Genomic DNA, 26,037 nt, shown 5'->3' with positions numbered 1-26,037 from the left:
CCGACAAGCATCCGGAAGCCGGCCCCTACGCCGATAAGATGTGCGCATGTTGGCATGGCTCATCCCGCTCATCATCGTCGTCGTGATCCTGGTGATCATCGGCATCTGGTACTGGGCCACCTACAACTCGCTCATCCAGCTCAACGTGCGCGTCGACGAGGCCTGGAGCGACATCACGGTGCAGCTCAAGCGCCGCGCCGACCTCATCCCCAACCTGGTCAGCACCGTGCAGGGCTATGCCACCCACGAGAAGACCGTCTTCGAAGACGTGACGAAGGCCCGCGCAGAGACCATCTCGGCGCAGACGCCAGGTGAGGCATCCGTCGCCGAAGGCCATTTCCAGGCCGCGCTGAAGAGCATCTTCGCCGTCGCCGAGGCGTACCCGCAGCTGCAGGCGAGCCAGAACTTCCTGCGCCTGCAGGCCGATCTCGTCGACACCGAGGACAAGATCCAGGCGGCTCGCCGGTTCTACAACGGCGGCGTGCGCGAGTACAACACCAAGATCAAGCAGTTCCCGTCGAACATCGTGGCCCGCAATCTGCACTACGCCGACCGCGAGTTCTTCGAGGTGCCCGATGCGGCGGCGATCTCCGAGCCGCCGCGCGTTCAGTTCTAGCGTCTTTCCATGTACCGAGCGATAGCCCGGAACAAGCGGAACACGGTCTTCTTCATCCTGTTCTTCCTGGTCCTCGTCGGGCTCGTGTCCTACGCCATCAGCTACTTCATGGGCGGCGGCTGGTCGGTCACGATCATCGCGGTCGTGATCGCCATCGCCTATGCGGTGCTGCAGTACTTCACCGCGGGCTCGCAGGCGGTGGCCATGGCGGGCGCGGTGCAGCTGCAGCAGAAATCCGATCACCCCGTGCTGTGGCAGACGGTCGAGAACATCTCGATCTCGACAGGGATGCCGATGCCGAAGATCTACATCGTCAACGATCCGGCGCCGAACGCGTTCGCGACCGGGCGCGACCCCGACCACGCCGTCGTCGCCGCGACCACCGGGCTGCTCGAGATCATGGACCCCACCGAGCTCATGGGCGTCATGGCGCACGAGATGGGGCACGTGCGCAACTACGACATTCGCGTGTCGACGATCGTGTTCGGGCTCGTGGTGGCGATCGGCCTCATCGCCGACATCTTCATCCGCATGACGTTCTTCGGCGCCGTGTTCGGCGGAGGCAACAACCGCGGCCGCGGCAACAACAACGGCGGCGGGGGCGGGGGCAACCCGATCATCCTGATCCTCGGGCTCGTCGCGATCGTGCTCGCCCCGATCCTCGCGGCGCTCGTGCAGGCGGCGATCTCGCGTCAGCGCGAGTACCTCGCCGACGCGACGAGCGCCGAGATCACCCGGTTCCCCGAGGGGCTCGAGTCGGCTCTGCAGAAGCTCGGCGACTACGGCCGCCCGATGAAGCGGCAGAACACCTCGATGGCGCACCTCTGGATCGCCGACCCGCTGAAGCCCTCCTTCACCTCGCGCCTGTTCTCGACGCACCCTCCGATCCCCGACCGCATCGAGCGTCTCAAGAAGATCGGTCAGGGCTTCTGAGCCCGATTGCGTCCGAACGGCGCGCCGCTGCGTCCGTTCGGCGCAGCAGCGCCCTGTACGTCGGGCACGATTGCGCCGAACGGGAACAGTTCTCGACGGGAGGCTAAACGGATTCCTGCTCGAGGGCTCTGAGCGCACGGGTGGCCATCTCGACCATGCCCGCATTCGTCGCGCGGTAGTAGGGGAGTGCCAGCACCGCCTGCGAGATTGCCCAGCCGCGGCCGCGCCGCCAGGTCGCGTCGTCGAGGCCGAGGCGCGCCTCGAGCCGCTCGCGGAACAGCGCGCGGGATTCCGCGGGGAACACGTTCCAGGCGGCGAGCAGCTCGCACGACGGGTCCCCGACACCGGCCGCGGCCCAGTCGATGAGGCCGGCGAGGCGCCCGCGCCCGTCGACCAGCAGATTGCTCGGCAGCAGATCGGCGTGCAGCCACACCGGGTCGCCCGGCCACAGGGGCGCGCCGAGAGCGTCATCCCAGAGCCGGTGCAGGGCATCCGTGTCGAACTCGCCGTCGAGCTCGCTCATGGTGTCGTGCACCGGATCGGCCAAGGGCGCGAGGGTGCCGCCACGCTGCGCGACGCGCACCCCCTCCGTCGGAAGCTCGCGCAACCGCGCGAGGACGTCGATCAGGTCGTCAGCGAGCCCGGCGGCATCGACCAGCGCCTCGGGCACCGGCATCTCGCCCTCGACCCAGCTGAGGACGTTCCACGTGTAGGGGTAGCGCTCGTCGGGTCGGCCGGTCGCGAGCACCCGAGGCACGGCCACGGGAAGCTCGTCGCCGATGCGCTCGAGGATCGCGGTCTCGACGGGAACGCCAACCCCGTCGCCGGGGATGAACGGCAGCCGCACCACCTTGTCGGCGCCGAGCTTGAACATCGCGTTGGTCGTGCCGTACGAGGGCACGCGCCGCACGCTCTCGTGCGCCCACTGCGGGAACTGTGTCGCCACGAGGCGGCGCGCATCGTCATCGGTCACATCGATCTGGTGCGCGTGCATCTTGGCCATCACCACCAGTCTGCAGCTTCAGCCTGCGAGTGCTGCACCGCCCAACTCGTCGGCCAGCGCGCCGGCGAGGTTCCCGCGGCCGGCGACCATGACATCGCCGAGCCCCTGCCACTCGGCCACCGAGCCCAGCAAGGGAGCGAGCCGCTCGGCGACCGCGCCCGCCGAGCGCCCCTCTTCGACCCAGGCGGCCTGCACGCGCAGCACCTCGGCCTGCCGGTCGCTCTTGAGGTCGACGCGGCCCACGATCTCATCGTCGACGAGGACCGGCAGCACGTAGTAGCCGAACACCCGCTTCGGCGCCGGCGTGTAGATCTCGATGCGGTAGTGCATGCCGAACATGCGCAGCAGCCGGTCGCGCTCCCACACGACGGGATCGAAGGGCGAGAGCACCGCGGTCGCCGAGATCGCCCGCGGCACCCGCACTCCCGCCGGCACGAAGGCGGCGAGCGGCCTTCCGCCCGCCCCGGTCCAGCCGTGCACATGCACCCGCTCGACCTCGCCGGCGTCGACGAGGTCGTGCAGCGCCGCCTTCGTCTCGGCGGTGTACAGCCGGTAGTAGTCGGCGATGTCCGAGAGGGTGCCGACGCCCAGCGCCGTCACCGAGCGGCGCACCAGCTCGCGCACGGCATCGGGCTCGGAGGGGTGTCGCTCGAGAACGGACGCAGGCAGCACCTGCTGCACGAGCGCGTAGCGCCGCTCGAATCGTGTGCGGCCGGCCGTCGCGAGCTCGCCGGAGCGGAACATCAGCTCGAGCGCCTGCTTCACCTCTGACCAGCCCCACCACGGGCCCTGCCGCACATTGGCGTCGTGCTCGATCTCGCTCGCGGCGAGCGGCCCCCTGGCCGCGAGCTCGGAGCGCAGCCACTCGATCGTGTCGCGGCCGGCGGTGAGTCCCCAGCTGTCCTTCCCGGCGAGGTACTTCGCGCGGAAGCGCGCGTTGCGGAAGCGGAACAGCGGCCAGTCGCGCACGGGCACGAACGCCGCCTCGTGCGCCCACACCTCGGTGTAGCCGGCCTCTGACGACGGAGAGGTCGGACGGAAGGTCAGCCGGTCGAGCAGCGCCTTGTCGTAGCCGCCGAGCCGGGCGAAGCCCGGCAGATAGTGCGACCGCTCGAACACGTTCACGGAATCGATCTGCAGCAGCCCGAGCCGGTCGAACAGCCCGTTCAGCTGCCGTGTGCCGACGCGCCCAGAGGGCGCCTTCCCGAAGCCCTGGGCGGCAAGCGCGACGCGGCGCGCGGCGGCCGCACTGAGTGTCTGAACCATCGTCTCGAAGGTACCCCGAGCCTCTGACATCCCCGCCTGCCGGGGCCCTAGACTCGGCCCCATGCCCGCCCCTCGGCCGCACCCCCGGCGCAGCGAGTCGCAGAAGGTCGACGACTCCCTTCCCCGCGGCGTGCTGCTGGCATCCGCCTGGTCCTGGCGGCTGCTGCTGATCGGCGCCGCGATCGCCGTGCTGCTCTTCCTCGTCGTGCAGCTGCGCCTCATCGTCGTGCCGGTGCTGATCGCAATCCTGCTCTCCGCACTGCTGATCCCGCTCAGGGACCTGCTGATGCGCGCCCATCTGCCCAAGTGGATCGCGATCGTGCTCTGCATGGCGATCACGATCGCGATCATCGGCGGCCTGGTCTTCCTCGTCGGTCAGCAGGTGCGCTCAGAGGCCGGCACGCTGCGGCATCAGACGATGGCGTCCGTCGAGGCGCTGCGCACCTGGCTCATGGGACCGCCGTTCAACCTCTCGAACCGGCAGATCGACGGCGGCATCAGCCAGATCACGGATGCGATCCAGGCCGACACGCAGGTCCTGATCAACGGCGCCCTGTCGGTGGGCTCGACGGTTGGCCACTTCGTCACCGGTCTGCTGCTCACCCTGTTCAGCACGCTGTTCATCCTGATCGACGGCGCCGGCATCTGGCGCTGGGCGGTCAGCGTCTTCCCGAAGCGTGCGCGGCTCGCCGCCGACGGCGCGGGCCGCGCGGGGTGGGCCACCCTCGGGACCTTCGTGCGCGTGCAGATCCTGGTGGCATCCATCGACGCATTCGGCATCGGCCTCGGCGCGTTCTTCCTCGGTCTTCCCCTTGCGATCCCGGTCGCCGTGCTCGTCTTCCTGGGCTCCTTCATCCCCATCGTCGGCGCCGTCGTGACGGGCACGCTCGCCGTGTTCATCGCGCTGGTCTACAAGGGCTTCTGGTTCGCGCTGATCATGCTCGCGATCGTGCTGTTCGTGCAGCAGGTCGAGGGGCACGTGCTGCAGCCGCTCATCATGGGGACCGCGGTGAAGGTCCACCCGCTGGCCGTCGTTCTGGTGGTGACGGCGGGGTCGCTGCTGGCCGGCATCACCGGCGCGCTGTTCGCCGTTCCGTTCGCCGCGGTGCTGAACGCGATGATCGGATTCCTCTCAGCAGACACCGGGACGAGGGGCTCGCCCCCGCTCGCGCAGCGGGGGACCGCTCTGTGGCAGGTGGTGCCCGCCGAGCGGGTGCGCCGCAACCGCGTGCTGCCAGGCAAATAAACTCAGGGCATGAGTTCCGTGTCCGAATCGCCAGCCGCCCTCTACCTCGGCCCGAGTCTCGACGAGATCGAGCAGGCCCGCGAGGTGGTCGCGCAGGTGATTCAGCCGACGCCGATGGAGCACAGCCGGGCCCTCGAGGAGATCCTCGGCGCGCCGGTGTGGCTCAAAGCCGAGAACCTGCAGCGCACGGGCTCGTACAAGATCCGCGGGGCCTACAACCGGCTCAGCCGCCTCACGGCCGACGAGAAGGCACGCGGCGTCGTCGCCGCGTCTGCGGGGAACCACGCCCAGGGCGTCGCGATGGCCGCGCAGCGCCTCGGCATCAGCGCCACCATCTTCATGCCCGTCGGTGTCGCCTTGCCGAAGCTCCAGGCGACCCGCGCCTACGGCGCGGAGACCGTGCTCGATGGCACGACCTTCAACGAGACCCTCGCCGCCGCGCAGGAGTTCACCGCGCGCACCGGCGCCGTCTTCATCCCGCCGTACTCCCATGAGGACGTCATCACCGGCCAGGCGACGCTGGGCCTCGAGATCGTCGAGGAGGTGCCCGAGGTCGAGACGATCATCGTGCCGATCGGCGGCGGCGGCCTCATCGCCGGAGTCGCGCGCGCCGCGAAGCTCACGGCAGAGGCCTCCGGGCGAAGCATCCGCATCATCGGCGTGCAGGCCGAGAACGCCGCCTCCTACCCGCCCTCGCTCGCCGCAGGGGAGCAGGTCACGATCAGCCTCGAGCCGACCATCGCCGACGGCATCGCGGTCTCACGCCCCGGCGACCTCAACTTCCCGATCGTGCGGGAGTACGTCGACGAGGTCGTCACGGTCGGAGAGGACGACCTCGCCCGCGCGATCCTCCTGCTGCTCGAGCGGGCGAAGCTCGTGGCCGAGCCGGCGGGGGCCGCGGGTGTCGCCGCGATCCTGGCGGGCAAGGTGCGCAGCACCGGGCCGACCGTCGCGATCGTCTCGGGCGGCAACATCGACCCGCTGCTGATGCAGCGGGTGATCGCGCACGGCCTCGAGGCATCCGCCCGGTATCTGACCGTGCGCATCATGCTGCCCGACCGTCCTGGGCAGCTCGCGACGATCTCGCAGATCCTGGCGGAGGTGAGCGCGAACGTCATCGAGGTGCTGCACACGCGGCACCACAACGGGCTGCAGATCAGCCAGGTCGCCCTCGAGATCTCGGTCGAGACCCGCGGGCCCGAGCACCGCGCGCAGGTGCTGCAGCACCTGCGCGACGCGGGCTACGAGCCGCTCGTGGAGCAGAGCGAGTAGAACGGATGCCCGGAGGCTACTGCCCGCTCCAGGTCTGCACGTCGGTGATCTCGACCGAGATCTCCTTGCCGTTCGGGGCCGTGTAGCTGGTCTTGTCGCCGATCTTGAGGCCGAGGATCGCGGAGCCGATGGGGCTCTGCTCGCTGTACACCGAGTACTCGCTGTCCTTCGCGATCTCGCGGTTGCCGACGACGAAGGTGTCCTCCGCGCCGGCGATCTTGGCGGTCACGAGGGTGCCGGGTTCGACGATGCCATTGCTCTCGGGGGCGACGCCCACCTTGGAGTGAGCGAGCAGGTTCTTCAGCGTCACGATGCGCGCTTCCTGCACGCCCTGCTGGTCCTTGGCGGCGTGGTAGCCGCCGTTCTCCTTGAGGTCGCCCTCTTCGCGCGCGGCTTCGATGCGCTTGGCGATCTCCGTACGGCCGGTCGTCTCCAGGTAGGTGAGCTCGTCGTTCAGCCGGTCGTAGGCCTCCTGCGTGAGGAAGGTGACCGTGGTCTCCTGGGACATGATTTCTCCTTGCTTCGACAGCAGCCTGCAACTGCCGTCTCGTTCGGGATAAGGTCACGCCCCGACGGTGTGCGTCGAGGCGTTGAGGACCAATCCTACGACAACCAGCATTTGTCTAGCGAGCCTGAGACGGCGGGTTCGTACGTGACCAGGGATTTTGTGACGACCTGATGCGTCTTCATCGTCGGCTTCAGATGCACGACGTCGTAGCCGACGACGGTGAACCCGAGGTTCTGGGCCTCGACCGCGCACGAGACCGCGGTGTGCGCCGGTGCGTCCACCGTGAAGCTCACCAGGATGTGCTGCTCGTCGACGGTGTCGCTCGCCGTGGAGGTGTACTGCAGCGCCGCCGTCTTCGAGCCGAGGCCGGAGCCCCAGACGGCCCACGCGATCATGACGAACGCGATGAAGACGCCGAGCCCGATGAGCAGCCAGCGGGTCGTGCCGCGCCGCTTCGCGGTCTCGCCGTATCGCCCGGCGAGGGTCGGGCTGCCAGCTGGCATGTCGGTCCTTCCACGTATTCTTGAAAACACTACGGCGCGTTCCTGTGCGCTTCAGTCCCCAACCCGAGAGGCGGCGTGTGGCCAAGCGTCTGATGGCGGTTCACGCCCACCCCGATGACGAGTCCAGCAAGGGCGCCGCGACGTATGCGCACTACCTCGCCGAGGGCGCGGAGGTGATGGTGGTCAGCTGCACGGGCGGTCAGCGGGGAAGCATCCTCAATCCTGCCGTCGAAGACGTGCCCATGGCGCATCGCGACCTCGCCGGGCTGCGGCGCCTCGAGATGGCGGCCGCCCAGCGGGCGATCGGCTTCGAGCACCGCTGGCTCGGCTACTACGACTCCGGGCTGCCCGACGAGGGCGAGCCGCTGCCTGCGCTGTCGTTCGCGACGATCCCGCTCGAGATCTCGGCGGAGCCGCTCGTGCGGCTCATCCGCGAGTTCCGCCCGCATGTCCTCGTGAGCTATGACGAGAACGGCGGCTACCCGCACCCCGATCACATCCGGGCCCATGAGATCGCGGTGTACGCGCGCGATGCCGCGGCAGATGCCGCTCGGTACCCGGCAGCGGGCGAGGCATGGCAGATCCCCAAGCTCTATTACGACCGCCTGTTCAGCTCGCAGAAAACGCGTGCGGTGTATGACGAACTGGTGAAGCGCTACCCCGACTCGCCCCTGATCGCCGAGTTCCAGGAGATGAAGCGCTGGCTCACCGAGTCGCCGTACCTTGCGACGACGCGCATCGACGTCGGCGATCACCTGGAGAAGAAGGATGCCGCACTGCGGTCGCACGCGAGCCAGGTGGCCCCCGACAGCCCGTTCTTCTTCTGGCCGAACGACGTCGTGCGCGCCGCGTGGCCCACTGACGACTACCAGCTCATCGATTCGAAAGTTCCTGCAGTGACCCCTGAGACCGATCTGTTCGCCGGCATCCCCGAGGCGGAGCTGGCATGAGCGCGGCATCCGTTCTCGTCCAGCTCGCGGCGACGCCGACACCCTCACCGACGCCGAGCATCCCCGCTGCGGACATCACGACGCCCGGCGTGTGGGGCTTCGTCGCCTTCTTCGGCGTCGCGGTCGTGGTGCTGCTGCTCGTGATCGACATGACGCGCCGCATCCGCCGGGTGCGCTACCGCGCCGAGGTCAACGAGAAGCTCGACGCCGAGCAGGCTCAGCGCGACCAGAGCGAGTCGTAAGACGCTCTACAAGGCTGCGACGTGATCGCAGCCGAAAGCGGGGAATCGAAAAGTCGACCGCGGTGCGCCGCAGGGGCGGCGGCGCACAAATGGGTTCAGCCGTTGAACGGGGGATTGAGCGCCAGCACGAGCATCGCGGCCCAGTGGCAGGCGAAGGACGCCGCCGTGAAGGCGTGGAAGATCTCGTGGAAGCCGAAGTGCTTCGCAACGCGCCCGGGCCACTTGGTGCCGTAGACCACGGCGCCCAGCGTGTAGAGCAGGCCGCCGGCGCCGATCAGGATGCCGGCCGCGATCGCGCCCGTCGAGAGGAACGGGTTGAAACCCTCGGCCGCGCACACGGCGACGCCGGCCCAGCCGAGCACGAGGTACAGCGGCACGTACAGCCAGCGCGGCGCGGTGATCCAGAACACGCGGAAGAAGACGCCGGCGATCGCGCCCGCCCACACGACGGAGAGGACGAGGACGCCCTCCCACGCGAGCGGGAGCATCGTCAGGGCGACGGGGGTGTAGGTGCCCGCGATGAGCAGGAAGATGTTCGCGTGGTCGACTCGCTTGAGTGCGAGCTTCGCGCGCGGGGGCCAATTGAAGCGGTGGTAGAGCGCCGAGTTGCCGAACAGCAGGACCGACGTGCCCATGAAGATCGCCGCTCCGGTCTTGGCGGCGGCGCCCTGGGCCAGGCAGATGAGGACGATGCCGGCGGCGATGGTGAGCGGCGTCGTCGCCGCGTGGATCCAGCCGCGCCAGCTCGGCTTGAGCTCGAGCTCGACGGCAGGCGTGCGGGGGAGCGGCGCTGCGTACGTCATGGGGCGAGAGTAGCCGCTCGGGCTGGAGGATCTTCGGTAAGTTGTGCCTGTGAGTGACAGGCGGCATACCCCGGGGCGCGGTCTGCTGTACGGGCTCTACCAGAAGCGGCTGCGCCGCGACCTCGCTGCGGCCGGTGCCGAGGCGCTGCCGCATCACGTCGCGATGATCATCGACGGCAACCGCAGGTGGGCGCGCCAGGTCGGATACACGACCGTCGAGCACGGGCACCGCGCGGGCGCGGCCAAGATGATCGAGTTCCTCGAGTGGTGCGATGAGCTCGGCATCCGTGTCGTCACGCTCTATCTGCTCTCCGCAGACAACCTCACCAATCGCGGCTCGGACGAGCTCGACGCGCTCATGAAGATCATCGCCGAGCTCGCCCTGGACCTGTCGCGCCACCGCGACTGGCGGGTGCAGCACGTCGGCTCGACCGCGGGGCTGCCCGGTCCACTGGCGGAGGCGCTTCGCACTGCCGAGCAGGCGAGCCGTGACAGCACCGGCCTGCACGTGAACCTGGCCGTCGGCTACGGCGGCCGCACGGAGATCACGGATGCGATGCGCTCGATCGTCGCCGAGCACCACGCGGCCGGCCGCTCGCTCGAGGACCTCGCCGAGACGCTCACGCCCGAGCTCATCGGCGAGCACCTCTACACGGGCGGCCAGCCGGACCCCGACCTCGTGATCCGCACCTCGGGCGAGCAGCGCCTCTCCGACTTCATGCTCTGGCAGAGCGCCCACAGCGAGTTCTACTTCGTGGAGGCGCTGGGCCCCGACCTGCGCGAGGTCGACTTCCTGCGCGCGCTGCGCGATTTCACGCGCCGCAACCGCCGTTACGGGGGGTAGGCGGTCTAGATATCCGTGTATCCGCCGTCGACGACATGCTGGGTGCCGTTGATGAAGCTCGCCTTGTCGGAGAGCAGGAACAGCACGAGGTTCGCGACCTCCTCGGCCGTGCCGAGCCGTCCGGCGGGGTGCTTCGAGATCAGCACCTGCTTGTACTCGGGCGGCATCGCGGCCAGCAGCGGGGTGTCGATGTAGCCCGGGTGGACGGAGTTGATACGGATGCCGCGCGAGGCATACGTCGCGCCCGCCGCCTTCGTCATGCCCGAGACACCGTGCTTCGCCGTCGTGTACGGCGTCGCGCTCGGCTCGGCGACGAGGCCGAGGATCGAGGACATGTTGACGATCGCGCCGCCGCCTGCGGCGAGGATCGCCGGGATCTCGTAGCGCATGCCGTAGAAGACGGAGTGCAGGTTGACGCCCATCAGCTGGTGGTAGGAGGCGAAGCCGTCGGAGTCGTCGTAGTCGGCGAGCGGACCCTGCGGGCCGCCGATGCCGGCGTTGTTGACGGCGAGCTCGAGGCCGCCGTAGGTCGCCACGGCGAAGTCGACCGCGGCCTTCACGATCGCGGGGTCGGAGACGTCGCCCGCGAACGCCGCGGCCGTGCCGCCGGCCGCGACCAGCTCGTCGACGACCGCCCGTGCGGCTTCGGGCTTGAGGTCGGCGACCACCACGTTCGCGCCCTCCGCAGCGAGCTGCTCTGCCACGGCTTTCCCGATGCCGGAGGCGGCTCCCGTGATGAGTGCGGTCTTGCCGGCGAAGTAGTCGTACATGAATGATCCTTCCCTGTTAGATACAAGAAAGATTCTAACTGGTGCCTGGCGTTTAGGCCAGGGCCGAACGTTCCGTCAGAATTGAGGCGGAGGTTCATGTGACGACGTTGGACGAGTACCGGGCGGGGTTCCTGGAAGAGCCGGGCTACCTGGACTACGCGGGCGTCGGGCCCATCTCGAAAGCTGTGCAGGAGGAGATCTACGCGCACGCCGACCTGTTCGCCCGTGCTCGCTTCGGCTCCCTTGCGCAGCTCGGCCACGCCGACGAGCGCGTGCGCGCTGCGGCATCCGCTCTCACCGGTTTCGCCGCCGACCAGATCGTCTTCCAGCCCTCGACGACCCAGGGCCTGATGCAGGCCATCTTCGGCATCACCGGGGACGTGCTCGTCTCGCCCGGCGAGTTCCCGAGCCTGCCTGTCGCGGTGCAGCGTGCCGCCGAGGCGCTGCGCGCCGTGCGGCCCGTCTGGCTCGGAACCGACCACGGCAAGGTGACCCCCAGCGAGATCCGCGAGCAGCTGACGGATTCCGTCACCGCCGTCGCCGTGTCGCTCGTCGACGCGCGCACGGGCTACGTCGCCGACCTCGACGGCATCCGCCAGGTCATCGGCGACCGCCTGCTGGTCGTCGACGCGATCCAGGGCTTCGGAGTCGTCGACGCGCCCTACGAGGTCGCCGACGTCGTCGCCACCGGCGGCCAGAAGTGGGTGCGGGCCGGCTGGGGCACGGGCTTCCTCGCCCTCTCCGAGCGCGCGCTCGGACACATCACCCCCGTGTTCAGCGGCTGGACCGGCACCGACCTCGTCGAGCCGTGGGACAGCGTGCCGCCGTATTCGGCCTCGGCCAAGGCGTTCACCGTCAGCAATCCCGACCGGGTCGCCCAGGCGTGCTTCGCGGCGGCCCTCGAGGAGATCGCCGCGGTCGGGGTCGCCGAGATCTCGGCCGCCGTCGCGGACAGCGCGGCACGCCTGATCGACCTCGCCGATGAGTACGGCATCGCCGTCGCCTCGCCGCGGGCCGAGAACGAGCGCGCCGGCATCGTGGTGCTGGAGCCCGAGCCCGAGTCCCTCACCAAGCTGACGGCGAGCCTGCACAACCACGGCGTTTCGACGCGCACGCGGGGCGGCGGCGTGCGGCTCTCTGCCCACGCGGGAACCACCGAGGAGACGCTCGCCATGCTGCGCGGCGCGCTCACCTCGTACGCCAGCGCCTACTGACAGCCAGTTAACGAGCTTGTTACCGCTGTGACGCGTGTCGGGGGTAGCGGATCGAATTACAGCGACGTAACTTGGCAGCCATCGGGCACGGCGCCCGGTCGAAGTGGCCACATAAGTTCACTTCGCAACCATGCGGCCACTTCGCTTTGTGAAATGTGAACCGCGCGCGGGCCGGGCCCGCGTCGGACGGGAGTGGTTGTGGCTTCAGTTTCGACCAATCAGCCGAACTCGATCGTGAAGGGGGAATCGCCGAGCCAGACGCGTCAGACCGAGAGGACCTTCGTCCTCGACACCTCTGTCCTGCTGTCGGATCCGCGAGCGATCTTCCGCTTCGCCGAGCACTCGGTGGTCATCCCCGTCGTGGTCATCAGCGAGCTCGAGGGCAAGCGGAACGACCCCGAGATCGGCTACTTCGCGAGGCAGGCGCTGCGGCACCTGGACGATCTGCGCGTCGAGAACGGGCGGCTGGACTTCCCGGTTCCCGTCGGCGACGGCGGCAGCCTGCGCGTGGAGCTCAACCACTCGAACATGACGGTGCTGCCGTCGGGCATGCAGCTCGGCGACAACGACGCCCGCATCCTCGCGGTCGCGATGAACCTCTCGAACGACGGCCTCGATGTGACGGTGGTCTCGAAGGACCTGCCGATGCGCGTCAAGGCGTCGTCGATCGGCCTCCTGGCCGAGGAGTACCGGGCAGAGCTCGCCGTCGACTCGGGTTACACGGGGCTTTCCGACGTCGACCTGTCGGCGGCGCAGATGGCCTCGCTGTACGAGCATGAGGAGCTCGAGACGGATGCCGTGGCGGGGCTGCCCGTCAACACGAGCCTCATCCTCCATTCCGACCGCGGGTCGGCGCTGGGGCGGGTCACTGGGGAAGGTGCCATCCGCCTCGTCCGCGGCGACCGCGACGTCTTCGGCCTGCACGGCCGTTCCGCCGAGCAGCGGCTCGCGATCGACATGCTGCTCGACCCCGAGATCGGCATCGTGTCGCTCGGCGGTCGCGCCGGCACCGGCAAGTCGGCGCTCGCGCTGTGCGCGGGCCTCGAGGCCGTGCTCGAGCGGCAGCAGCATAAGAAGATCATGGTCTTCCGCCCGCTGTTCGCCGTCGGCGGCCAAGAGCTCGGCTACCTGCCCGGCGATCAGCAGGAGAAGATGAACCCCTGGGGCCAGGCGGTCTTCGACACGCTGGGGGCTCTCGTGTCGGACAACGTGCTGGAGGAGGTCGTCGAGCGCGGCATCCTCGAGGTCCTGCCGCTCACGCACATCCGCGGCCGCTCGCTGCACGACGCCTTCGTGATCGTCGATGAGGCGCAGTCGCTCGAGCGCAATGTGCTGCTCACTGTGCTCTCGCGCGTCGGCCAGAACTCGCGCGTGGTGCTGACCCACGACGTGGCGCAGCGCGACAACCTGCGCGTGGGGCGGCACGACGGCGTGGCATCCGTCATCGAGACGCTGAAGGGCCACGAGCTGTTCGGCCACATCACGCTGACCCGCTCCGAGCGCTCCGCGATCGCGGCGCTCGTGACGGAGATGCTGGAGTAACGCGAGCTCCCACAGACGCCGACGGCCCCGGAGAAGACTCCGGGGCCGTCGTGCCGCCTGGCGGCTGGGCGGTCGCTATCGGAAGGGATCTGGCGCGACACGCCGCTCACCGGCGGCGACACGCCGCTGGACGTGCGGAATCCCTTCCGCAGCGTTCCGTGACTCTGCCCAGGCATCCGCCAATGTCGGTGGCCGCGCTTAGCTTTGGCTGCGCCCGCTCCGCGCCGGAATGGGACGCACAAGTGAACAAGCGCAGTGCCTCGGCAGGTGCCGATTGGTTCGACGAGCACAACGCACCGATCGCGGCGATGATCCGCACCCACGGTGTCGCGATCCAGCAGGTCAGCGGCGAGCCGTCGCGCAGCTCCACGAGTTTCTCGTACACGATCGGGCTCTTCGACCTTGGGCAACCCGAGCTGCTCGTGCTCGGGCTGCCGCCGCTGCCCGCATACTTCCTGCTGAACGACCTCGCCCGACGCGTCCGAGCCGGGAAGAGGCTGGCGCCCGGCGAGGTGCTGACCCTCGGGGGCTGGGCGCAACGATTCTGCCCCGAGGTCGTTCCGAATCCGGCACGGATCGTGCGGTGCGCCAATGCGTATTACCGACGGTGCGGCGTGCATTCCGTCCCGGTTCTGCAGTTGACGTGGGATGACGAGTACGGTCGGTTCCCGTGGGAGGAGGGGTACTCGATCCCTACGTGGATCCAGCCGCGTCCGGGCGAGTTCCGCGCCTGACACAGCGACGCGCCGCCGCGTTTGGCTGTAAACCCTGGACTATGGAGCCAAGCGCGACGGCGCAATGTCGCCGCCCCGGTTAGGGGTGCGTCATCGAGAGCACGTCGAGCTTCTCGTCGAGCTGCGCCTCGGTGATCTCGCCGCGCTCGACGTAGCCGAGCTTGATGACCGCCTCGCGGATCGTGAGGCCCTCGGCCACCGAGTACTTCGCGATCTTCGCGGCGGCCTCGTAGCCGATGACCTTGTTCAGCGGGGTGACGATCGACGGCGACGCCTCGGCCAGGAACCGAGCGCGCTCGACATCGGCCTCGAGTCCGCGCACGGTCTTGTCGGCGAGCACGCGAGTCACGTTCGACAGCAGGCGGATCGACTCAAGCAGCGCAGACCCCATCACCGGGATCGCGACGTTGAGCTCGAATGCGCCCGAGGCGCCGCTCCAGGCGATCGTCGCATCGTTGCCGATGACGCGGGCGGCGACCATGAGCGTCGCCTCGGGAATGACGGGGTTCACTTTGCCTGGCATGATCGACGACCCGGGCTGCAGGTCGGGGATCTTCAGCTCGCCGAGGCCGGTGTTCGGCCCTGAGCCCATCCAACGCAGATCGTTCGAGATCTTCGTGAGCGAGACGGCGACGGTGCGCAGCGCGCCGGAAGTCTCGACGAGGGCGTCGCGGTTCGCCTGCGCCTCGAAGTGGTTGCGCGCCTCAGTGATCGGCAGCTCGGTCTCGTCGACGATGAGCTGGATGACCTTCTGCGGGAAGCCGAGCGGGGTGTTGATGCCCGTGCCGACAGCGGTGCCGCCGAGGGGCACCTCGGCCACGCGGGGAAGCGCCGCGTTGACGCGCTCGATGCCGTAGCGCAACTGGGCGGCGTAGCCGCCGAACTCCTGCCCGAGGGTGACCGGCGTCGCGTCCATCAGATGGGTGCGGCCCGACTTGACGGTGTCCTTCCAGAGCTCCGCCTTCTCCTCGAGGGCGACCGCGAGGTGGTCGAGCGCCGGGATGAGCTGGTCGATCAGCGCGCTCGTGACCGCGATGTGCACCGAGGTCGGGAAGACATCGTTCGAGGACTGCGAGGCGTTGACGTGGTCGTTCGGATGCACGGGGCTGCCGAGGCGGCGGCTCGCGAGGGTCGCGAGCACCTCGTTCATGTTCATGTTCGACGACGTGCCTGAGCCCGTCTGGTACACGTCGATGGGGAACTCGTCGTCATATCCGCCGGCGATGACCTCGTCGGCGGCCCCGGCGATCGCATCGGCGATGGCGCCGTCGAGAGTGCCGAGCTCCTTGTTGGCGAAGGCTGCGGCCTTCTTGATGCGGGCGAGCGCCGCGATCTGCGCCGGCTCGAGCGTGGAGCCGCTGATCGGGAAGTTCTCCACCGCGCGCTGCGTCTGCGCGGCGTAGAGCGCATCGCGGGGAACCCGCACCTCGCCCATGGTGTCGTGTTCGATGCGGTAGTCGACGTCGGATTCGGTCGTCACTTCAGTGTGCACTCTCTTTTGTGAATACGGTCTTGTGTTGCGGTCAGTCGGACTCTGCCGACGGCAGGCCGAGAAGCACGTCGGGCACCGCCGTGCCCTCGTGCAGGCGGTAGTTGGCGCCCACGATGCCGACGGAGCCGTCGACCACCTTGCGGCTGATCAGCTCGCTTCCCGTCAGCAGGTCGGTGATCGTGTCGCGCAGGTGCTCGCGGCCGACCTCGCCGGCGTCGATGGCCGAGGTGTCGAGCGGCTCGTCGCGACGCGCGCGCGCCACGCGGCGCACGGCGGGGACGATCGGGCCGATCAGCTTCTCGATCTTGGGCGTCAGGCTCGGGGCATCCGATGCCTGCGAGTCGATGGCCGCGCGCACGGCGCCGCACTCGTCATGGCCGAGCACGAGAATGAGAGGAACGCCCAGCACGCCGACGGCGTACTCGAGCGAGCCGATGGCCGAATCGGATGCCACCTGCCCTGCGTTGCGGATCACGAAGGCGTCGCCCAGCCCGAGGTCGAAGATGATCTCCGCCGCGAGCCTTGAGTCGCTGCACCCGAAGATCGCGACGGTCGGGTGCTGCCCCTCGGCGAGGTCGACGCGTCGCTCCACGTTCTGGTTCGGGTGGTTCGGCGTGCCCGCGACGAAGCGGCGGTTGCCATCGATCAGGCTCTGCCAGGCCTCTGCGGGGGTGGGGGCGGTCATCGAGCGGTGCTCCCTCCGAGCTGCGTCGCCAGCGCGCTCGCGACGGTGTCGAACTCCTTCGGGCTCGCGGTTCCGGCGAGCACGACGGTGCTCGAGCCGTGCGTCGCGACCAGCGCGTAGGTGGTGTTCGTGCTGTCGGACTGGCCTGCGCGGTTGCCGTAGACCACCCACTTCACGCCGTCGATCGTCTTCGAGCCCGTGGCGCGGACGCCGTCGACCGTGCTGACGATCCAGGTGTCGTCGGCCTTGAAACCCTGGTCGAGGCCGATGTACTGCTTGTCGGGCGCGATGAACCCGATGTGCCAGTCGTCGATTCCGGATGCCGCGCCCGTGCGCAGCTCCGCGGCGTTCGCGTTCCACCCCTTCGGCAATTCAGGGGAGAGCAGCGGATCGGGCTCCGTGCCCGCGCCCTGGGCAGCGACAGACTGCCAGTCGACGGGCTTTCCGACGGTCCCCGGATTGTTGCGGGGCACGATCAGCACGATCACGAGGACGATGCCGAGGGTCGCGATGAGCGAGAAGACGAGGTTGTTGACGGTCTGGCGCTGGCGGTGCAGCCGACTCGACTCGGCCTTGCGGGCCGCTGTCTCTGCGGCGGTCTCAGGCCGCCCCAGCTCGGCGACGACACGCCCCCCTGGGCCGGTATTACTCATCGGCCTGACCCTGTCGCGCGGCGTCGAGCCGCGCTTTCGCACCGATCAGCCATTCCTCGCAGCGGCGGGCCAGTGCCTCGCCGCGCTCCCACAACTGCAGCGATTGCTCGAGGTTCGCGTTGCCCTGCTCGAGCTCGCTGACGACCCTGACGAGCTCGTCGCGCGCCTGCTCGTAGGAGAGAGCGGCGACATCGCTCGTGGCTTCGGGGGTGGGCACGGCGTTCATTCTAAGCGGCTCCTCTGTGCTGTCAGCCAGCATCGGGACGGGGGTGGGCGCCCGCCGAGACGGCGTCGAGAGAGCCGTCGGCGAGGGTGATCACGAGCGGGGTGCCGTGAGGTGCGGCATCCGTCTGCTTCACCACGTGGCCGCCCGCCTGCACGATCGCGTAGCCGCGGTCGAGCGTCGACTGCGGCGACAGGGTGCGCAGGCGAGCGGCGAGCTCGCGCACGGAGGTCTCGGCACGCTCGACCGTGCGTTCGGCGAGTTCGGCGCCTCTGGCGACGTAGCGGGTGATCTCCTCGGCGCGGGTGTCGACGATCCAGCTCGTGGTCGCGAGGGCGGGACGGCTGCGCAGTTGGGCGATGCGGTCGATCTCGATGCTGATCTGGTGCGTGATGCGCTGCTGCATGCGGGTGCGGGCCTGCTGCACCCGCACGAGCTCCTCCGCCACGTCGGGGACGACGCGCTTCGCGGCGTCCGTCGGGGTGGATGCCCGCAGATCGGCGACCTCGTCGAGCAGAGGGCGGTCGTTCTCATGGCCGATGGCCGAGACCAGCGGCGTTCGGGTCGCCGCGGCGGTGCGCACGAGGGTCTCGTCGCTGAATGGCAGCAGGTTCTGGAAGTCGCCGCCGCCGCGGGCGACGATGATGACATCGACCTCTGGGTCGTCGTCGAGCTGCCGGATGGCCGCGGTCACCTCGGCTGCCGAGCGCTCGCCCTGCACCGCGGCGTAGACCGTGCGGAACTGCACCGCGGGCCAGCGCAGCAGCGCGTTCTTCTTGACGTCTTTCTCGGCGTCGGAGTCCTTGCCGGTCACGAGCCCGATCAGGTGCGGAAGGAACGGAAGCGGCTGCTTCCGCGAGACGTCGAACAGCCCCTCGGAGGCGAGCTGGCGCTTCAGCCGCTCGAGCCGCTCGAGCAGGTCGCCGAGGCCGACGTGCCGCAGGTCGTAGACCTGCATCGACAGGGTGCCGCCCTTCACCCAGTAGTCGGGCTTCACCGCGGCGATCACGCGGTCGCCCTGCGTGAAGTCGCCGTCGAGGCGCGAGGCGACCGACGACCACACGTTGATGCTGACCGTGACGTCGAGCTCGAGGTCCTTGAGCTTGCCGTAGACATTGCCGCCGCGCACGTTCCACTGGGTGAGTTCGCCCTCGACCCAGGCGGTGCCCAGGCGGTCGACGTATTGCTTGATCTTCGTGGCGAGCAAGGCGACCGGCCACGGCGCCTCGAGCGTCGGCGGAGCCTCCGTCGTGAACGCTGCCATGAACGACCTCTTCTCCCAGGTACTGTGCACGCGCCGACCTAAACTGAACGGCGTGAGCGACTCTTCGATCAGCCTCGGCATGCCCCGCGTCGCGGGTGCCGGCGGGCGGCTCAAGAATATCCCCGGCCCCCGACACAAGCGGGTTCTGCTGGCCTCTCCGCGCGGCTACTGTGCAGGAGTCGACCGTGCTGTGGTGGCTGTGGAGAAAGCGCTCGAGCGCTACGGCGCCCCCGTCTACGTGCGCAAGCAGATCGTCCACAACAAGCACGTCGTCGCGACCCTCGAGCAGCAGGGCGCCGTCTTCGTCGACGAGGTCGACCAGGTGCCGGCGGGCTCGCACGTCGTCTTCAGCGCCCACGGTGTCGCGCCGGCCGTCGTGCAGGCGGCATCCGATCGCGGTCTGCGGGCCATCGACGCCACCTGCCCGCTCGTCACCAAGGTGCACCGCGAGGCCGTGCGCTTCGCGCGCGACGATTTCGAGATCCTGCTGATCGGCCACACCGGCCATGAAGAGGTCGAGGGGACGGCGGGCGAGGCTCCCGACAACGTGACGGTGGTCAACAATCCGGAAGAGGCCGACAGCGTCGTCGTCCGCGACCCCGAGAAGGTCGTGTGGCTGTCGCAGACCACGCTCTCGGTCGACGAGACCATGGAGACCGTGCGCCGGCTGCGCGAGCGCTTCCCCAAACTGCAGGACCCGCCCAGCGACGACATCTGCTACGCCACGCAGAACCGCCAGGTCGCGATCAAGAAGGTCGCGCAGGAGGCCGATGTCGTGATCGTCGTCGGCTCGGCGAACTCGTCGAACTCGGTGCGGCTCGTCGAGGTCGCACTCGAGCACGGGGCGAAGGCGGCGTATCGCGTCGACTACGCGAGCGAGGTGCAGCAGGAGTGGCTGACGGATGCCGCGACCGTCGGCGTCACGAGCGGGGCCTCCGTTCCCGAGGTGCTCGTTCAGGAGCTGCTCGATGACCTCGCCCAGGCGGGCTACGCCGACGTGCAGACGGTGCAGACCGCCGAGGAGGACCTGATGTTCTCCCTGCCGCGCGAGCTGCGCACCGACACCGCGGGCAACCGCGACGCCCGGGCTCTCGGCGGTCGCAGCCGATGAGCGACTCCGGCTCAGAACGCCGCCCTCGCCCGCAGTACGGCGAGTACGCGACCCCCGAGGAGCAGCGCGCAGCGATCAAGGAACCCGCCGAATGGCAGCTCGAGGGGCTCGAGGCGGATGCCGCACCGCAGCACCCCGCACCGCAGCAGCCGGCCCCCGGCGCCTACCGGCCGGGCGGTCCCCAGCACCCGCAGGCGCCGCCCCCGCAGGCGCCGTTCCACTGGCCGCCGGAGGAGTCGCGACCGCCCCAGCCGCCGTCGGCGGTGCGGCCCGGCTTCGGCGACCGCCTCGTCACCTTCGTGCTGCTCGGCTTCGGCCTCTCCAATGTGTTCGGCGTCGTCAGCGACGCGTTCAATGGCGGTCAGGTCATGCGCGAGTCGATGGCCGTGATGGGCGGGAGCTACGAGAGACTCGCGAACGCGCTGCCGGCCTGGTTGTGGCAGGGCCAGGCGATCATCTACGGGGTCGTCTGGCTGGTGACGCTGATCGTCTCCGTCTCAGCGATGCGTGCGGGCCGCCGGTCGTGGTGGATTCCCCTGCTCGGCGCCGTCGTCGCGGGCATCCTGTTCTTCGCCATCTTCGTGATCGCCCTCGGTGAGAACCCCGATTTGCTCAACATCCTGCCCTCGCCGTCGCCTGACGGCACGGGCTCAGCGACCTGAGGCTGCTTCGGTACCCTCGCACCATGGCCGACATCACCATCGAGGAAGTCACCGAGTTCAGCGACGAGCTGGCCGACACCATCGAGCGTCTGCTGCCCGAGCTCTCGTCGACCGCCGTCTACAGCGTCGACACCGTGCAGGCGATCGTGGCGAGCGACGCGACGCATCTTTATGCGGCGCGACTGGACGGTCGCATCGTCGGCACGGCGTGCCTCGTGGTCTACCCGATCCCGACCGGCATCCGTGCTCACATCGACGATGTCGTGGTCGATGAGAGCGCACGCGGCCACGGCCTCTCGCGCCTGCTGCTGAACCATCTCATCGCCGAGGCGAACGAGAGGTTCCGGGCGCGCACGATCGACCTCACCTCACGGCCTGACCGCGAGGCGGCGAACCACCTCTACCGCACGAGCGGATTCGCCGAGCGGGACACGAACGTGTACCGGTGGCGCGGGCCGCAGAGCGGCGTCAACCCGGCGGGTTGACGCGCGGCCCGGCGCCGAGCGGGCTGTGCCCGCGAGGGGAAGCCCCGGTGAGGCTACTTCCCCGACTTGCCGACCGAGCCGAGCTGCTGCGTCGCCTCGATGACGCGCTTGGCCATATCGGACTCGGCGACCTTGCCCCAGGCGCGGGGGTCGTACTTCTTCTTGTCGCCGACCTCGCCGTCGACCTTGAGCACGCCGTCGTAGTTGGCGAACATGTAGCCCGCGACCGAGCGCGTGAACGCGTACTGGGTGTCGGTGTCGATGTTCATCTTGACGACGCCGTTGCTGACGGCCTCGGCGATCTCCTCGGCGGACGAGCCGGAGCCGCCGTGGAAGACGAGGTCGAGCGGCTTCGGCCCATGGCCGAACTTCTCGGCGATGCCCGCCTGGATCTCGCCCAGCAGCTCGGGCCGCAGCTTCACATTGCCGGGCTTGTAGACGCCGTGCACGTTGCCGAAGGTGAGGGCGGCGATGTAGCGGCCGTTCTCACCGAGGCCGAGAGCCTCGACCGCCTTCGTCACGTCGCCGACGGTCGTGTAGAGGGCCTCGTTGGTGCCCTCGTGCTTGACGCCGTCTTCCTCGCCGCCGACCACGCCGATCTCGATCTCGAGGATCGCGTTGATGGCGCTCGTGCGCTTGAGCATGTCCTTGGCGATGGAGATGTTCTCGTCGAGCGGCACGGCCGAGCCGTCCCACATGTGCGACTGGAAGATCGGCTCGCCGCCGGCGCGCACCTGCTCCTCGCTCGCCGCGAGCAGCGGCAGCAGGAAGGACTCGAGCGCGGGCTGCGGGCAGTGGTCGGTGTGCAGGGCGACAGTGATGCCGTAGGACTTCGCGACCTCGGTCGCGAAGCGAGCCATGGCCAGCGCGCCGGTCGCGCGCGCCTTGACCGACTGGCCCGCGAAGTAGTCGGCGCCGCCCGTGGTGACCTGGATGATGCCGTCGGATTCCGCCTCGGCGAGCCCCTGCAGCACGGCGTTGATCGTCGCGGAGGACGACACGTTGAAGGCCGGGTAGGCGAAGCCACCCGCCTTGGCCTTGTCGAGCATCTCGGCGTACTGGTCGGGCGTTGCGACGGGCATCGGGTCTCCTTCGAAGTGGCGGGCCGATTCTTACCTTAGGGGGATTCCGTCAGCTCCAGCGCGGTCAGGGGTCTCGGAACTTTCTCGATTGTTTCCGGCGAGGGAACGTCGGCGAGGCGACCGGGGTCGATGCCGGGGAACTGCCGGGCCGTCACCAGCACGCGTGACTCGAGCGTGCCGGCGAATGCGTTGTACGACTCGACGGTGCGCTCGATCGCCTTCCGCAGCGCGTCGGCGTGGCCGGCGAGCGTGCCGATGCGGGAGTACAGCAGGTTGCCCAGGTCGAACAGCGTGCGCGCCTCGTCGGTGACGGCCTGCTGCTGCCAGGTGACAGCGACGGTCTTCAGCACGGCCCAGAGATTGACGGGGGATGCCAGCGCCACCCGCTTCCCGAAGGCGTAGTCGAGGAGCGCGGGGTCGGCTTCGAGGGCGGATGCCAGCAGCGACTCGCTCGGAACGAAGGCGATCACGAACTCGGGGCTCACCTCGAGCCCCTGCCAGTAGGCCTTCTTGGCGAGGGCGTCGATGTGCGCGCGCACGGCTTTGACGTGCGCGCCGAGCAGGGCGACGCGGCGTGCCGCCTCATCGCCCGAGGCGGTGTCGGGGATCGCGGACGCCTCGAGGTAGCTCTCGAGTGGCACCTTCGCGTCGACGGCGAGCTGCTTCCCGCCGGGAAGGCGGATCACCATGTCGGGGCGCAGCGCGCCGGCATCCGTCGCGATCGTGGTCTGCACCGTGAAGTCGACGTGCTCGGTCAGGCCCGCTGCCTCAACGACCCGTTTCAACTGCGTCTCGCCCCAGACCCCGCGGGTGGAATTGGAGCGCAGCGCGCCGGCGAGGGACTCGGTCGTGGCGCGCAGCTGCTCGTCGCTGACGCGCGCGAGGCGCAGCTGCTCGGCGAGCGAGCCGTACTGCTGGGCGCGCTCACGTTCGAGCTCTGCGACCTTCTGCTGCATCGCGCCCAGCGTCTCGCGCACCGGAGCGAGCGCCTGCAGCACCTGATTCTGCTGGCGCTCCCTCGCTTCGCGCGCGGCCTGGTCGGCGCGCAGCTGCTCGGCCGCCTCGCGCTGGGCGGCGAGCTGCTCGCGCAGGGCCGTCACGGTGGCCTCGGCGGCGGCGAGCTCGACGCGCAGCTCGTCGGCCGAGGCATCCGCCGTGGAGTGTCTGCGCAGCGCGAGGACGGCGAGCGCGCCGATCAGGGCACCGGCGACGAGGCCGATGATGAGAGCGAGGAGAGCGGGCATGGCGTCAGTCTTCAACCAGCCACTGACATCGGCCGTGAGGCGCGTCGAGGGTGGACTACGCCGCCGCGCGCACTGCCCCGAGCCGGCCGACCTTGATCGCGCAGGCGCGCGCGAGGGCGATCACGTCGTCGACGCCGTGCCGGCGCGCGGCGTGCACCATGATCGCGGCGCAAGCCTCGGCGTCGGCGGCGGCATTGTGGTGCTCGAAGTCCTCGAAACCGGCGGCCATCGCGGCGGACGGCAGGCGGTAGGAGTCGAGGTGGTAGGTCTTCCGTGCGACCTGCAAGCTGCAGACGTACTCCGCGACGGGCACGTCGACGCCGGTGACCTCGCACGCCCTGCGGATCACGCCCATGTCGAAGCCGGCGTTGTGCGCCACGAACGCGTCGCCGTCGGCGAAGGCGACCAGGTCGGGCAGCTGCTGCGCCCACGTCGCGGCACCGTAGACGTCGGCGGCATGGATGCCGTGAATGCGGATGTTCCACTCGAGGAACTCGTCGTGCCCGGCCGGCGGCTGGATCAGCCAGTACGCCCGATCGACGACCCGACCGCCGCGCACCTTGACCAGCCCCACGCTGCAGGCGGAGGCGCCGGAGGAGTTCGCCGTCTCGAAATCGATCGCGGTGAAGTCCAGTGCCACGAGCCCCATGCTCGCACGGCAGGATGGAAGGGTGGTCAATGACACCCCGGCCAGTCACGAGGCCCACGCCCTCAGCTTCGGCCCGGCGGCGCAGGTCTATGAGGAGTCCCGCCCTGGCTACCCGGCGGCCGCCGTGGAGTGGCTCGTGCCGGCATCCGCCCGCCGCGTTCTCGACGTCGGCGCGGGAACCGGCAAGTTCACCCGCTTGCTGCGCGCGCCCGAGCGCGAGGTGATCGCCGTCGATCCGAGCCAGGAGATGCTCGACGTGCTGCGCGCGCACTCCGCGGGAATCGAGACCCTGGTGGGCACCGCCGAGCGGCTGCCGCTGCCCGATGAGAGCGTCGACGCCGTCACCTTCGCGCAGGCCTGGCACTGGGTCGACCCCGAGCATGGGCCACGCGAGGTCGCCCGCGTGCTGAAGCCGGGCGGCACCCTCGGTCTCGTCTGGAACAGTCGCGACGAGCGCATCGACTGGGTGCGCGAGCTGGGCGAGGCGATGAGCAGCAATGACCGCTACGGCAACGCGTCCCTCACCGAGAACGCCGTGACCGCGCCGTTCGACGACGGCGAATCCGCCGAGTTCGCGTGGATCCAGCACCTCAGCCGTGCGGGCATCCTCACGCTCGTGCGCTCGCGCAGCTATTTCCTTGTCAAAGGCCCCGACGAGCAGGCCGAGACGCTACGCCGGGTCGAGGCCGTGCTCGACGGGCACCCCGAGATCGAGAGCGCCGGAGTGATCGAGCTGCCCCACATCACGCAGGCCTACCGCTTCCGGCGCGGGTGACGGCGGGACCGACGCGACGGATGCCGCGGCATCCGTCGCGGGCAGTGTGGCGCGCACCGCGAGCAGCACGCCGGCGGTTGACACGACGAGGCCTGCGATCTCCCACAGATTCGGCGCGGTGAGCGTCACGAGGCGCACCATGACGACGCCCGCGAGCGTTCCGACCACGATCAGCTGAGCCGCGAGGGACACCGGCAGCGCGAGGGACGCGACGTTCCACAGCACGGTCGCGACCCAGGACAGCAGGACGCCGATCGCGATGCTCACCGCGATCAGCCACAGCCAGTCGGCGGCGCCGAGGGCCGGCTGCGTGCGATGCTGCGTAGCGGCAGCGGGGATCAGGGCGAGGGCCAGCGGCAGGCATCCGATACCCACCGCTGCCGCCCAGTCGCGTGACGAGACGTGCGGATGCCGCTCGAGGAAGCTGACGTTCGCCTCCGAGTACCAGGCCCAGCCGAGCATGCCTGCGAGCGATAGCCCGGCGCCGAGCGCGTAGCGTGCCGGGTCGGCGATGTGATGGCCGATGAAGGACTCGCCGGAGAGCAGAACCAGCCCGCCGGCCGTGAGGATGATCGGCCAGGTGAGTCGTCGCATGGGGACCTCGCGGCGTTTCAGGTTGCCCCAGATTGCAAGGGCGACGGGCAGCACGCCGTACACGATCGTCGACGTGGCGCCGTCGGCGAAGCGCACCGAGAGCAGCACGAGCACGAACTGGCCCACGTTCCCGACGGCGGCGAACACCAGGGCGGTCAGCCAGCCGCGCGGGCCGAGCGTGCGCAACGCGCGCCACGCGCGGGGGAGCAGCGCGAGGGCGATCAGGCCGAACACCGTGTAGCGGCCGACGGCGAGCGCGATCGGCGGCACAGCGGGCGGGGTGATGAGCCCGACGACGAAGGCGGTGGCCCAGATCACGTTCGCCCCGAGGCCGGCGAGCAGGCCGCGACCGAGCGAAGGTGAGGATGGCACGAGTTCAGCGTATGCGCGGCGACCGACACCTGGGCATCCGCTCTGCAAAATCAATGCACGTGGCTCCGCCCGATGCGCTCGATCGCCGCGGCGCGCCGGGTTAGTCCGGTGGTACTCGTGCTGGAGCTCCGCTGCCCCCAAATGGGCGGCTAGACGATCGGTTAGCTTCCGGTGATTCTGATCACAGGTGCGCATTGCGCGGTCTCAAGTAGTCGAAGCAAGAGCACATCCGCCAAGAGTTGGGGGTTGAACTTATGTATGGATCATCTCGGTCGTTAGCGGCTATACGGCGGCAGCCGA

Annotated in this window: 29 protein-coding genes; 14 read left to right on the top strand and 15 right to left on the bottom strand. The window is 69.3% G+C overall.

Going from position 1 to position 26,037, the window contains the following annotated elements; all coding sequences use genetic code 11:
- Window positions 1–49 precede the first annotated feature (49 nt).
- A complete protein-coding gene (locus tag ABD708_RS16385) occupies window positions 50–616 on the top strand; it encodes a LemA family protein (RefSeq protein ID WP_344756727.1) in 567 nt (188 codons plus the stop codon).
- Between the two features lie 9 nt (window positions 617–625).
- Window positions 626–1,549, top strand: coding sequence for a M48 family metalloprotease (locus ABD708_RS16380; protein WP_344756414.1), 924 nt, complete (start codon window positions 626–628; stop codon window positions 1,547–1,549).
- Window positions 1,550–1,652: 103 nt separating this feature from the next.
- On the opposite strand, the gene ABD708_RS16375 is transcribed toward ABD708_RS16380, so the two are convergent.
- Window positions 1,653–2,552 carry an aminoglycoside phosphotransferase family protein gene (locus ABD708_RS16375; protein WP_344756412.1) on the bottom strand — a complete coding sequence of 300 codons (900 nt, stop codon included), beginning with the start codon at window positions 2,550–2,552 and terminating at the stop codon, window positions 1,653–1,655.
- Between the two features lie 18 nt (window positions 2,553–2,570).
- Window positions 2,571–3,818 (bottom strand): winged helix-turn-helix domain-containing protein, encoded by a 1,248-nt coding sequence (locus ABD708_RS16370; protein ID WP_344756410.1) that lies wholly within the window; start codon window positions 3,816–3,818, stop codon window positions 2,571–2,573.
- Between the two features lie 61 nt (window positions 3,819–3,879).
- Here ABD708_RS16370 and ABD708_RS16365 point away from each other — a divergent pair, with 61 nt between their 5' ends.
- Both ABD708_RS16365 and ilvA read left to right on the top strand, forming a co-directional pair.
- Window positions 3,880–5,064, top strand: coding sequence for an AI-2E family transporter (locus tag ABD708_RS16365; RefSeq protein WP_344756408.1), 1,185 nt, complete (start codon window positions 3,880–3,882; stop codon window positions 5,062–5,064).
- A 9-nt stretch (window positions 5,065–5,073) separates the two neighbouring features.
- Window positions 5,074–6,336 carry a threonine ammonia-lyase gene (gene ilvA / locus ABD708_RS16360; protein WP_344756406.1) on the top strand — a complete coding sequence of 421 codons (1,263 nt, stop codon included), beginning with the start codon at window positions 5,074–5,076 and terminating at the stop codon, window positions 6,334–6,336.
- Between the two features lie 16 nt (window positions 6,337–6,352).
- On the opposite strand, the gene greA is transcribed toward ilvA, so the two are convergent.
- Both greA and ABD708_RS16350 read right to left on the bottom strand, forming a co-directional pair.
- Window positions 6,353–6,844, bottom strand: a complete 492-nt coding sequence (greA, locus tag ABD708_RS16355; RefSeq protein ID WP_344756404.1) for a transcription elongation factor GreA — start codon at window positions 6,842–6,844, stop codon at window positions 6,353–6,355.
- 95 nt (window positions 6,845–6,939) lie between these two features.
- Window positions 6,940–7,347 (bottom strand): DUF4307 domain-containing protein, encoded by a 408-nt coding sequence (locus tag ABD708_RS16350; RefSeq protein WP_344756402.1) that lies wholly within the window; start codon window positions 7,345–7,347, stop codon window positions 6,940–6,942.
- Between the two features lie 77 nt (window positions 7,348–7,424).
- Here ABD708_RS16350 and mca point away from each other — a divergent pair, with 77 nt between their 5' ends.
- Both mca and ABD708_RS16340 read left to right on the top strand, forming a co-directional pair.
- Window positions 7,425–8,297: a mycothiol conjugate amidase Mca gene (mca, locus tag ABD708_RS16345; RefSeq protein ID WP_344756400.1), complete on the top strand. Its 873-nt coding sequence runs from the start codon at window positions 7,425–7,427 to the stop codon at window positions 8,295–8,297.
- Window positions 8,294–8,539, top strand: coding sequence for a hypothetical protein (locus ABD708_RS16340; protein ID WP_344756398.1), 246 nt, complete (start codon window positions 8,294–8,296; stop codon window positions 8,537–8,539). The genes mca and ABD708_RS16340 overlap by 4 nt, the downstream gene beginning before the upstream one ends.
- Window positions 8,540–8,634: 95 nt before the next feature.
- Here the strand turns inward: ABD708_RS16340 and trhA are convergent, their stop codons facing one another.
- The gene (gene trhA / locus ABD708_RS16335) at window positions 8,635–9,342 is read right to left on the bottom strand and encodes a PAQR family membrane homeostasis protein TrhA (RefSeq protein ID WP_344756396.1); all 708 of its coding nucleotides are present in this window, start codon (window positions 9,340–9,342) and stop codon (window positions 8,635–8,637) included.
- Between the two features lie 49 nt (window positions 9,343–9,391).
- Here trhA and ABD708_RS16330 point away from each other — a divergent pair, with 49 nt between their 5' ends.
- Window positions 9,392–10,186, top strand: coding sequence for an isoprenyl transferase (locus ABD708_RS16330; protein WP_344756394.1), 795 nt, complete (start codon window positions 9,392–9,394; stop codon window positions 10,184–10,186).
- 5 nt (window positions 10,187–10,191) lie between these two features.
- On the opposite strand, the gene ABD708_RS16325 is transcribed toward ABD708_RS16330, so the two are convergent.
- Window positions 10,192–10,956, bottom strand: coding sequence for an SDR family NAD(P)-dependent oxidoreductase (locus ABD708_RS16325; protein ID WP_344756392.1), 765 nt, complete (start codon window positions 10,954–10,956; stop codon window positions 10,192–10,194).
- Between the two features lie 98 nt (window positions 10,957–11,054).
- Here ABD708_RS16325 and ABD708_RS16320 point away from each other — a divergent pair, with 98 nt between their 5' ends.
- The 3 genes from ABD708_RS16320 to ABD708_RS16310 all read left to right on the top strand — a co-directional run bounded on the left by ABD708_RS16320 (window position 11,055) and on the right by ABD708_RS16310 (window position 14,446).
- A complete protein-coding gene (locus ABD708_RS16320) occupies window positions 11,055–12,170 on the top strand; it encodes an aminotransferase class V-fold PLP-dependent enzyme (protein WP_344756390.1) in 1,116 nt (371 codons plus the stop codon).
- A gap of 234 nt (window positions 12,171–12,404) precedes the next feature.
- A complete protein-coding gene (gene phoH2 / locus ABD708_RS16315; protein ID WP_344756726.1) occupies window positions 12,405–13,712 on the top strand; it encodes an RNA 5'-3' helicase PhoH2 in 1,308 nt (435 codons plus the stop codon).
- Between the two features lie 242 nt (window positions 13,713–13,954).
- Window positions 13,955–14,446, top strand: coding sequence for a DUF4262 domain-containing protein (locus ABD708_RS16310; protein ID WP_344756388.1), 492 nt, complete (start codon window positions 13,955–13,957; stop codon window positions 14,444–14,446).
- 79 nt (window positions 14,447–14,525) lie between these two features.
- Here ABD708_RS16310 and ABD708_RS16305 read toward each other — a convergent pair whose 3' ends face one another.
- Genes ABD708_RS16305 through xseA form a run of 5 tightly spaced genes read right to left on the bottom strand, consistent with a single transcriptional unit; the run spans window position 14,526 to window position 18,763 of the window.
- Window positions 14,526–15,926, bottom strand: a complete 1,401-nt coding sequence (locus ABD708_RS16305) for a class II fumarate hydratase (protein ID WP_344756386.1) — start codon at window positions 15,924–15,926, stop codon at window positions 14,526–14,528.
- Between the two features lie 43 nt (window positions 15,927–15,969).
- Window positions 15,970–16,623, bottom strand: coding sequence for a carbonic anhydrase (locus ABD708_RS16300; RefSeq protein ID WP_344756384.1), 654 nt, complete (start codon window positions 16,621–16,623; stop codon window positions 15,970–15,972).
- On the bottom strand, window positions 16,620–17,276 hold the full coding sequence (locus ABD708_RS16295) for a DUF4245 domain-containing protein (RefSeq protein ID WP_344756382.1): 657 nt from the start codon (window positions 17,274–17,276) through the stop codon (window positions 16,620–16,622). Before ABD708_RS16295 ends, ABD708_RS16300 begins: the two co-directional genes overlap by 4 nt.
- Entirely contained in the window at window positions 17,269–17,493 is a 225-nt protein-coding gene (locus tag ABD708_RS16290) for an exodeoxyribonuclease VII small subunit (protein WP_425553311.1), read from the bottom strand. The genes ABD708_RS16295 and ABD708_RS16290 overlap by 8 nt, the downstream gene beginning before the upstream one ends.
- Window positions 17,494–17,524: 31 nt before the next feature.
- Window positions 17,525–18,763, bottom strand: a complete 1,239-nt coding sequence (gene xseA / locus ABD708_RS16285) for an exodeoxyribonuclease VII large subunit (protein WP_344756377.1) — start codon at window positions 18,761–18,763, stop codon at window positions 17,525–17,527.
- A gap of 79 nt (window positions 18,764–18,842) precedes the next feature.
- Between xseA and ABD708_RS16280 the strand changes: the two genes are divergently transcribed.
- The 3 genes from ABD708_RS16280 to ABD708_RS16270 are packed head-to-tail and all read left to right on the top strand — an operon-like array spanning window position 18,843 to window position 21,021.
- Window positions 18,843–19,874 carry a 4-hydroxy-3-methylbut-2-enyl diphosphate reductase gene (locus ABD708_RS16280; protein WP_344756725.1) on the top strand — a complete coding sequence of 344 codons (1,032 nt, stop codon included), beginning with the start codon at window positions 18,843–18,845 and terminating at the stop codon, window positions 19,872–19,874.
- Window positions 19,871–20,536 carry a DUF6264 family protein gene (locus tag ABD708_RS16275; RefSeq protein ID WP_344756375.1) on the top strand — a complete coding sequence of 222 codons (666 nt, stop codon included), beginning with the start codon at window positions 19,871–19,873 and terminating at the stop codon, window positions 20,534–20,536. Before ABD708_RS16280 ends, ABD708_RS16275 begins: the two co-directional genes overlap by 4 nt.
- A gap of 23 nt (window positions 20,537–20,559) precedes the next feature.
- A complete protein-coding gene (locus ABD708_RS16270) occupies window positions 20,560–21,021 on the top strand; it encodes a GNAT family N-acetyltransferase (RefSeq protein ID WP_344756373.1) in 462 nt (153 codons plus the stop codon).
- Window positions 21,022–21,074: 53 nt separating this feature from the next.
- Here ABD708_RS16270 and fbaA read toward each other — a convergent pair whose 3' ends face one another.
- The 3 genes from fbaA to ABD708_RS16255 are packed head-to-tail and all read right to left on the bottom strand — an operon-like array spanning window position 21,075 to window position 23,987.
- Window positions 21,075–22,103 carry a class II fructose-bisphosphate aldolase gene (gene fbaA / locus ABD708_RS16265; protein ID WP_344756371.1) on the bottom strand — a complete coding sequence of 343 codons (1,029 nt, stop codon included), beginning with the start codon at window positions 22,101–22,103 and terminating at the stop codon, window positions 21,075–21,077.
- 35 nt (window positions 22,104–22,138) lie between these two features.
- Window positions 22,139–23,347, bottom strand: coding sequence for a DNA recombination protein RmuC (locus ABD708_RS16260; RefSeq protein WP_344756369.1), 1,209 nt, complete (start codon window positions 23,345–23,347; stop codon window positions 22,139–22,141).
- Between the two features lie 55 nt (window positions 23,348–23,402).
- Window positions 23,403–23,987, bottom strand: coding sequence for an exonuclease domain-containing protein (locus tag ABD708_RS16255; RefSeq protein ID WP_344756367.1), 585 nt, complete (start codon window positions 23,985–23,987; stop codon window positions 23,403–23,405).
- Between the two features lie 31 nt (window positions 23,988–24,018).
- Here ABD708_RS16255 and ABD708_RS16250 point away from each other — a divergent pair, with 31 nt between their 5' ends.
- The gene (locus ABD708_RS16250) at window positions 24,019–24,771 is read left to right on the top strand and encodes a class I SAM-dependent methyltransferase (protein WP_344756365.1); all 753 of its coding nucleotides are present in this window, start codon (window positions 24,019–24,021) and stop codon (window positions 24,769–24,771) included.
- Here the strand turns inward: ABD708_RS16250 and ABD708_RS16245 are convergent.
- Entirely contained in the window at window positions 24,667–25,737 is a 1,071-nt protein-coding gene (locus ABD708_RS16245; protein ID WP_344756363.1) for a DMT family transporter, read from the bottom strand. The genes ABD708_RS16250 and ABD708_RS16245 overlap by 105 nt on opposite strands.
- Window positions 25,738–26,037: the final 300 nt, after the last annotated feature.

The sequence above is a fragment of the Gryllotalpicola koreensis genome (genome assembly GCF_039538185.1).
GTDB classification, from domain to species: Bacteria; Actinomycetota; Actinomycetes; order Actinomycetales; family Microbacteriaceae; genus Gryllotalpicola; species Gryllotalpicola koreensis.
Note: the sequence above shows the minus strand (reverse complement) of the source record. Positions and strands in the feature narration are given on the sequence as shown.

What these genes read in the sequence shown, in the direction of transcription:
- ABD708_RS16380 (WP_344756414.1), top strand. Translation starts at nt 626, where the DNA reads ATGTACCGAGCGATAGCCCGGAACAAGCGGAACACGGTCTTCTTCATC.
- ABD708_RS16375 (WP_344756412.1), bottom strand. Translation starts at nt 2,552, where the DNA reads ATGGCCAAGATGCACGCGCACCAGATCGATGTGACCGATGACGATGCG.
- ABD708_RS16370 (WP_344756410.1), bottom strand. Translation starts at nt 3,818, where the DNA reads ATGGTTCAGACACTCAGTGCGGCCGCCGCGCGCCGCGTCGCGCTTGCC.
- ABD708_RS16365 (WP_344756408.1), top strand. Translation starts at nt 3,880, where the DNA reads ATGCCCGCCCCTCGGCCGCACCCCCGGCGCAGCGAGTCGCAGAAGGTC.
- ilvA (WP_344756406.1), top strand. Translation starts at nt 5,074, where the DNA reads ATGAGTTCCGTGTCCGAATCGCCAGCCGCCCTCTACCTCGGCCCGAGT.
- greA (WP_344756404.1), bottom strand. Translation starts at nt 6,844, where the DNA reads ATGTCCCAGGAGACCACGGTCACCTTCCTCACGCAGGAGGCCTACGAC.
- ABD708_RS16350 (WP_344756402.1), bottom strand. Translation starts at nt 7,347, where the DNA reads ATGCCAGCTGGCAGCCCGACCCTCGCCGGGCGATACGGCGAGACCGCG.
- ABD708_RS16340 (WP_344756398.1), top strand. Translation starts at nt 8,294, where the DNA reads ATGAGCGCGGCATCCGTTCTCGTCCAGCTCGCGGCGACGCCGACACCC.
- trhA (WP_344756396.1), bottom strand. Translation starts at nt 9,342, where the DNA reads ATGACGTACGCAGCGCCGCTCCCCCGCACGCCTGCCGTCGAGCTCGAG.
- ABD708_RS16325 (WP_344756392.1), bottom strand. Translation starts at nt 10,956, where the DNA reads ATGTACGACTACTTCGCCGGCAAGACCGCACTCATCACGGGAGCCGCC.
- ABD708_RS16300 (WP_344756384.1), bottom strand. Translation starts at nt 16,623, where the DNA reads ATGACCGCCCCCACCCCCGCAGAGGCCTGGCAGAGCCTGATCGATGGC.
- ABD708_RS16295 (WP_344756382.1), bottom strand. Translation starts at nt 17,276, where the DNA reads ATGAGTAATACCGGCCCAGGGGGGCGTGTCGTCGCCGAGCTGGGGCGG.
- xseA (WP_344756377.1), bottom strand. Translation starts at nt 18,763, where the DNA reads ATGGCAGCGTTCACGACGGAGGCTCCGCCGACGCTCGAGGCGCCGTGG.
- ABD708_RS16280 (WP_344756725.1), top strand. Translation starts at nt 18,843, where the DNA reads ATGCCCCGCGTCGCGGGTGCCGGCGGGCGGCTCAAGAATATCCCCGGC.
- ABD708_RS16275 (WP_344756375.1), top strand. Translation starts at nt 19,871, where the DNA reads ATGAGCGACTCCGGCTCAGAACGCCGCCCTCGCCCGCAGTACGGCGAG.
- ABD708_RS16270 (WP_344756373.1), top strand. Translation starts at nt 20,560, where the DNA reads ATGGCCGACATCACCATCGAGGAAGTCACCGAGTTCAGCGACGAGCTG.
- fbaA (WP_344756371.1), bottom strand. Translation starts at nt 22,103, where the DNA reads ATGCCCGTCGCAACGCCCGACCAGTACGCCGAGATGCTCGACAAGGCC.
- ABD708_RS16260 (WP_344756369.1), bottom strand. Translation starts at nt 23,347, where the DNA reads ATGCCCGCTCTCCTCGCTCTCATCATCGGCCTCGTCGCCGGTGCCCTG.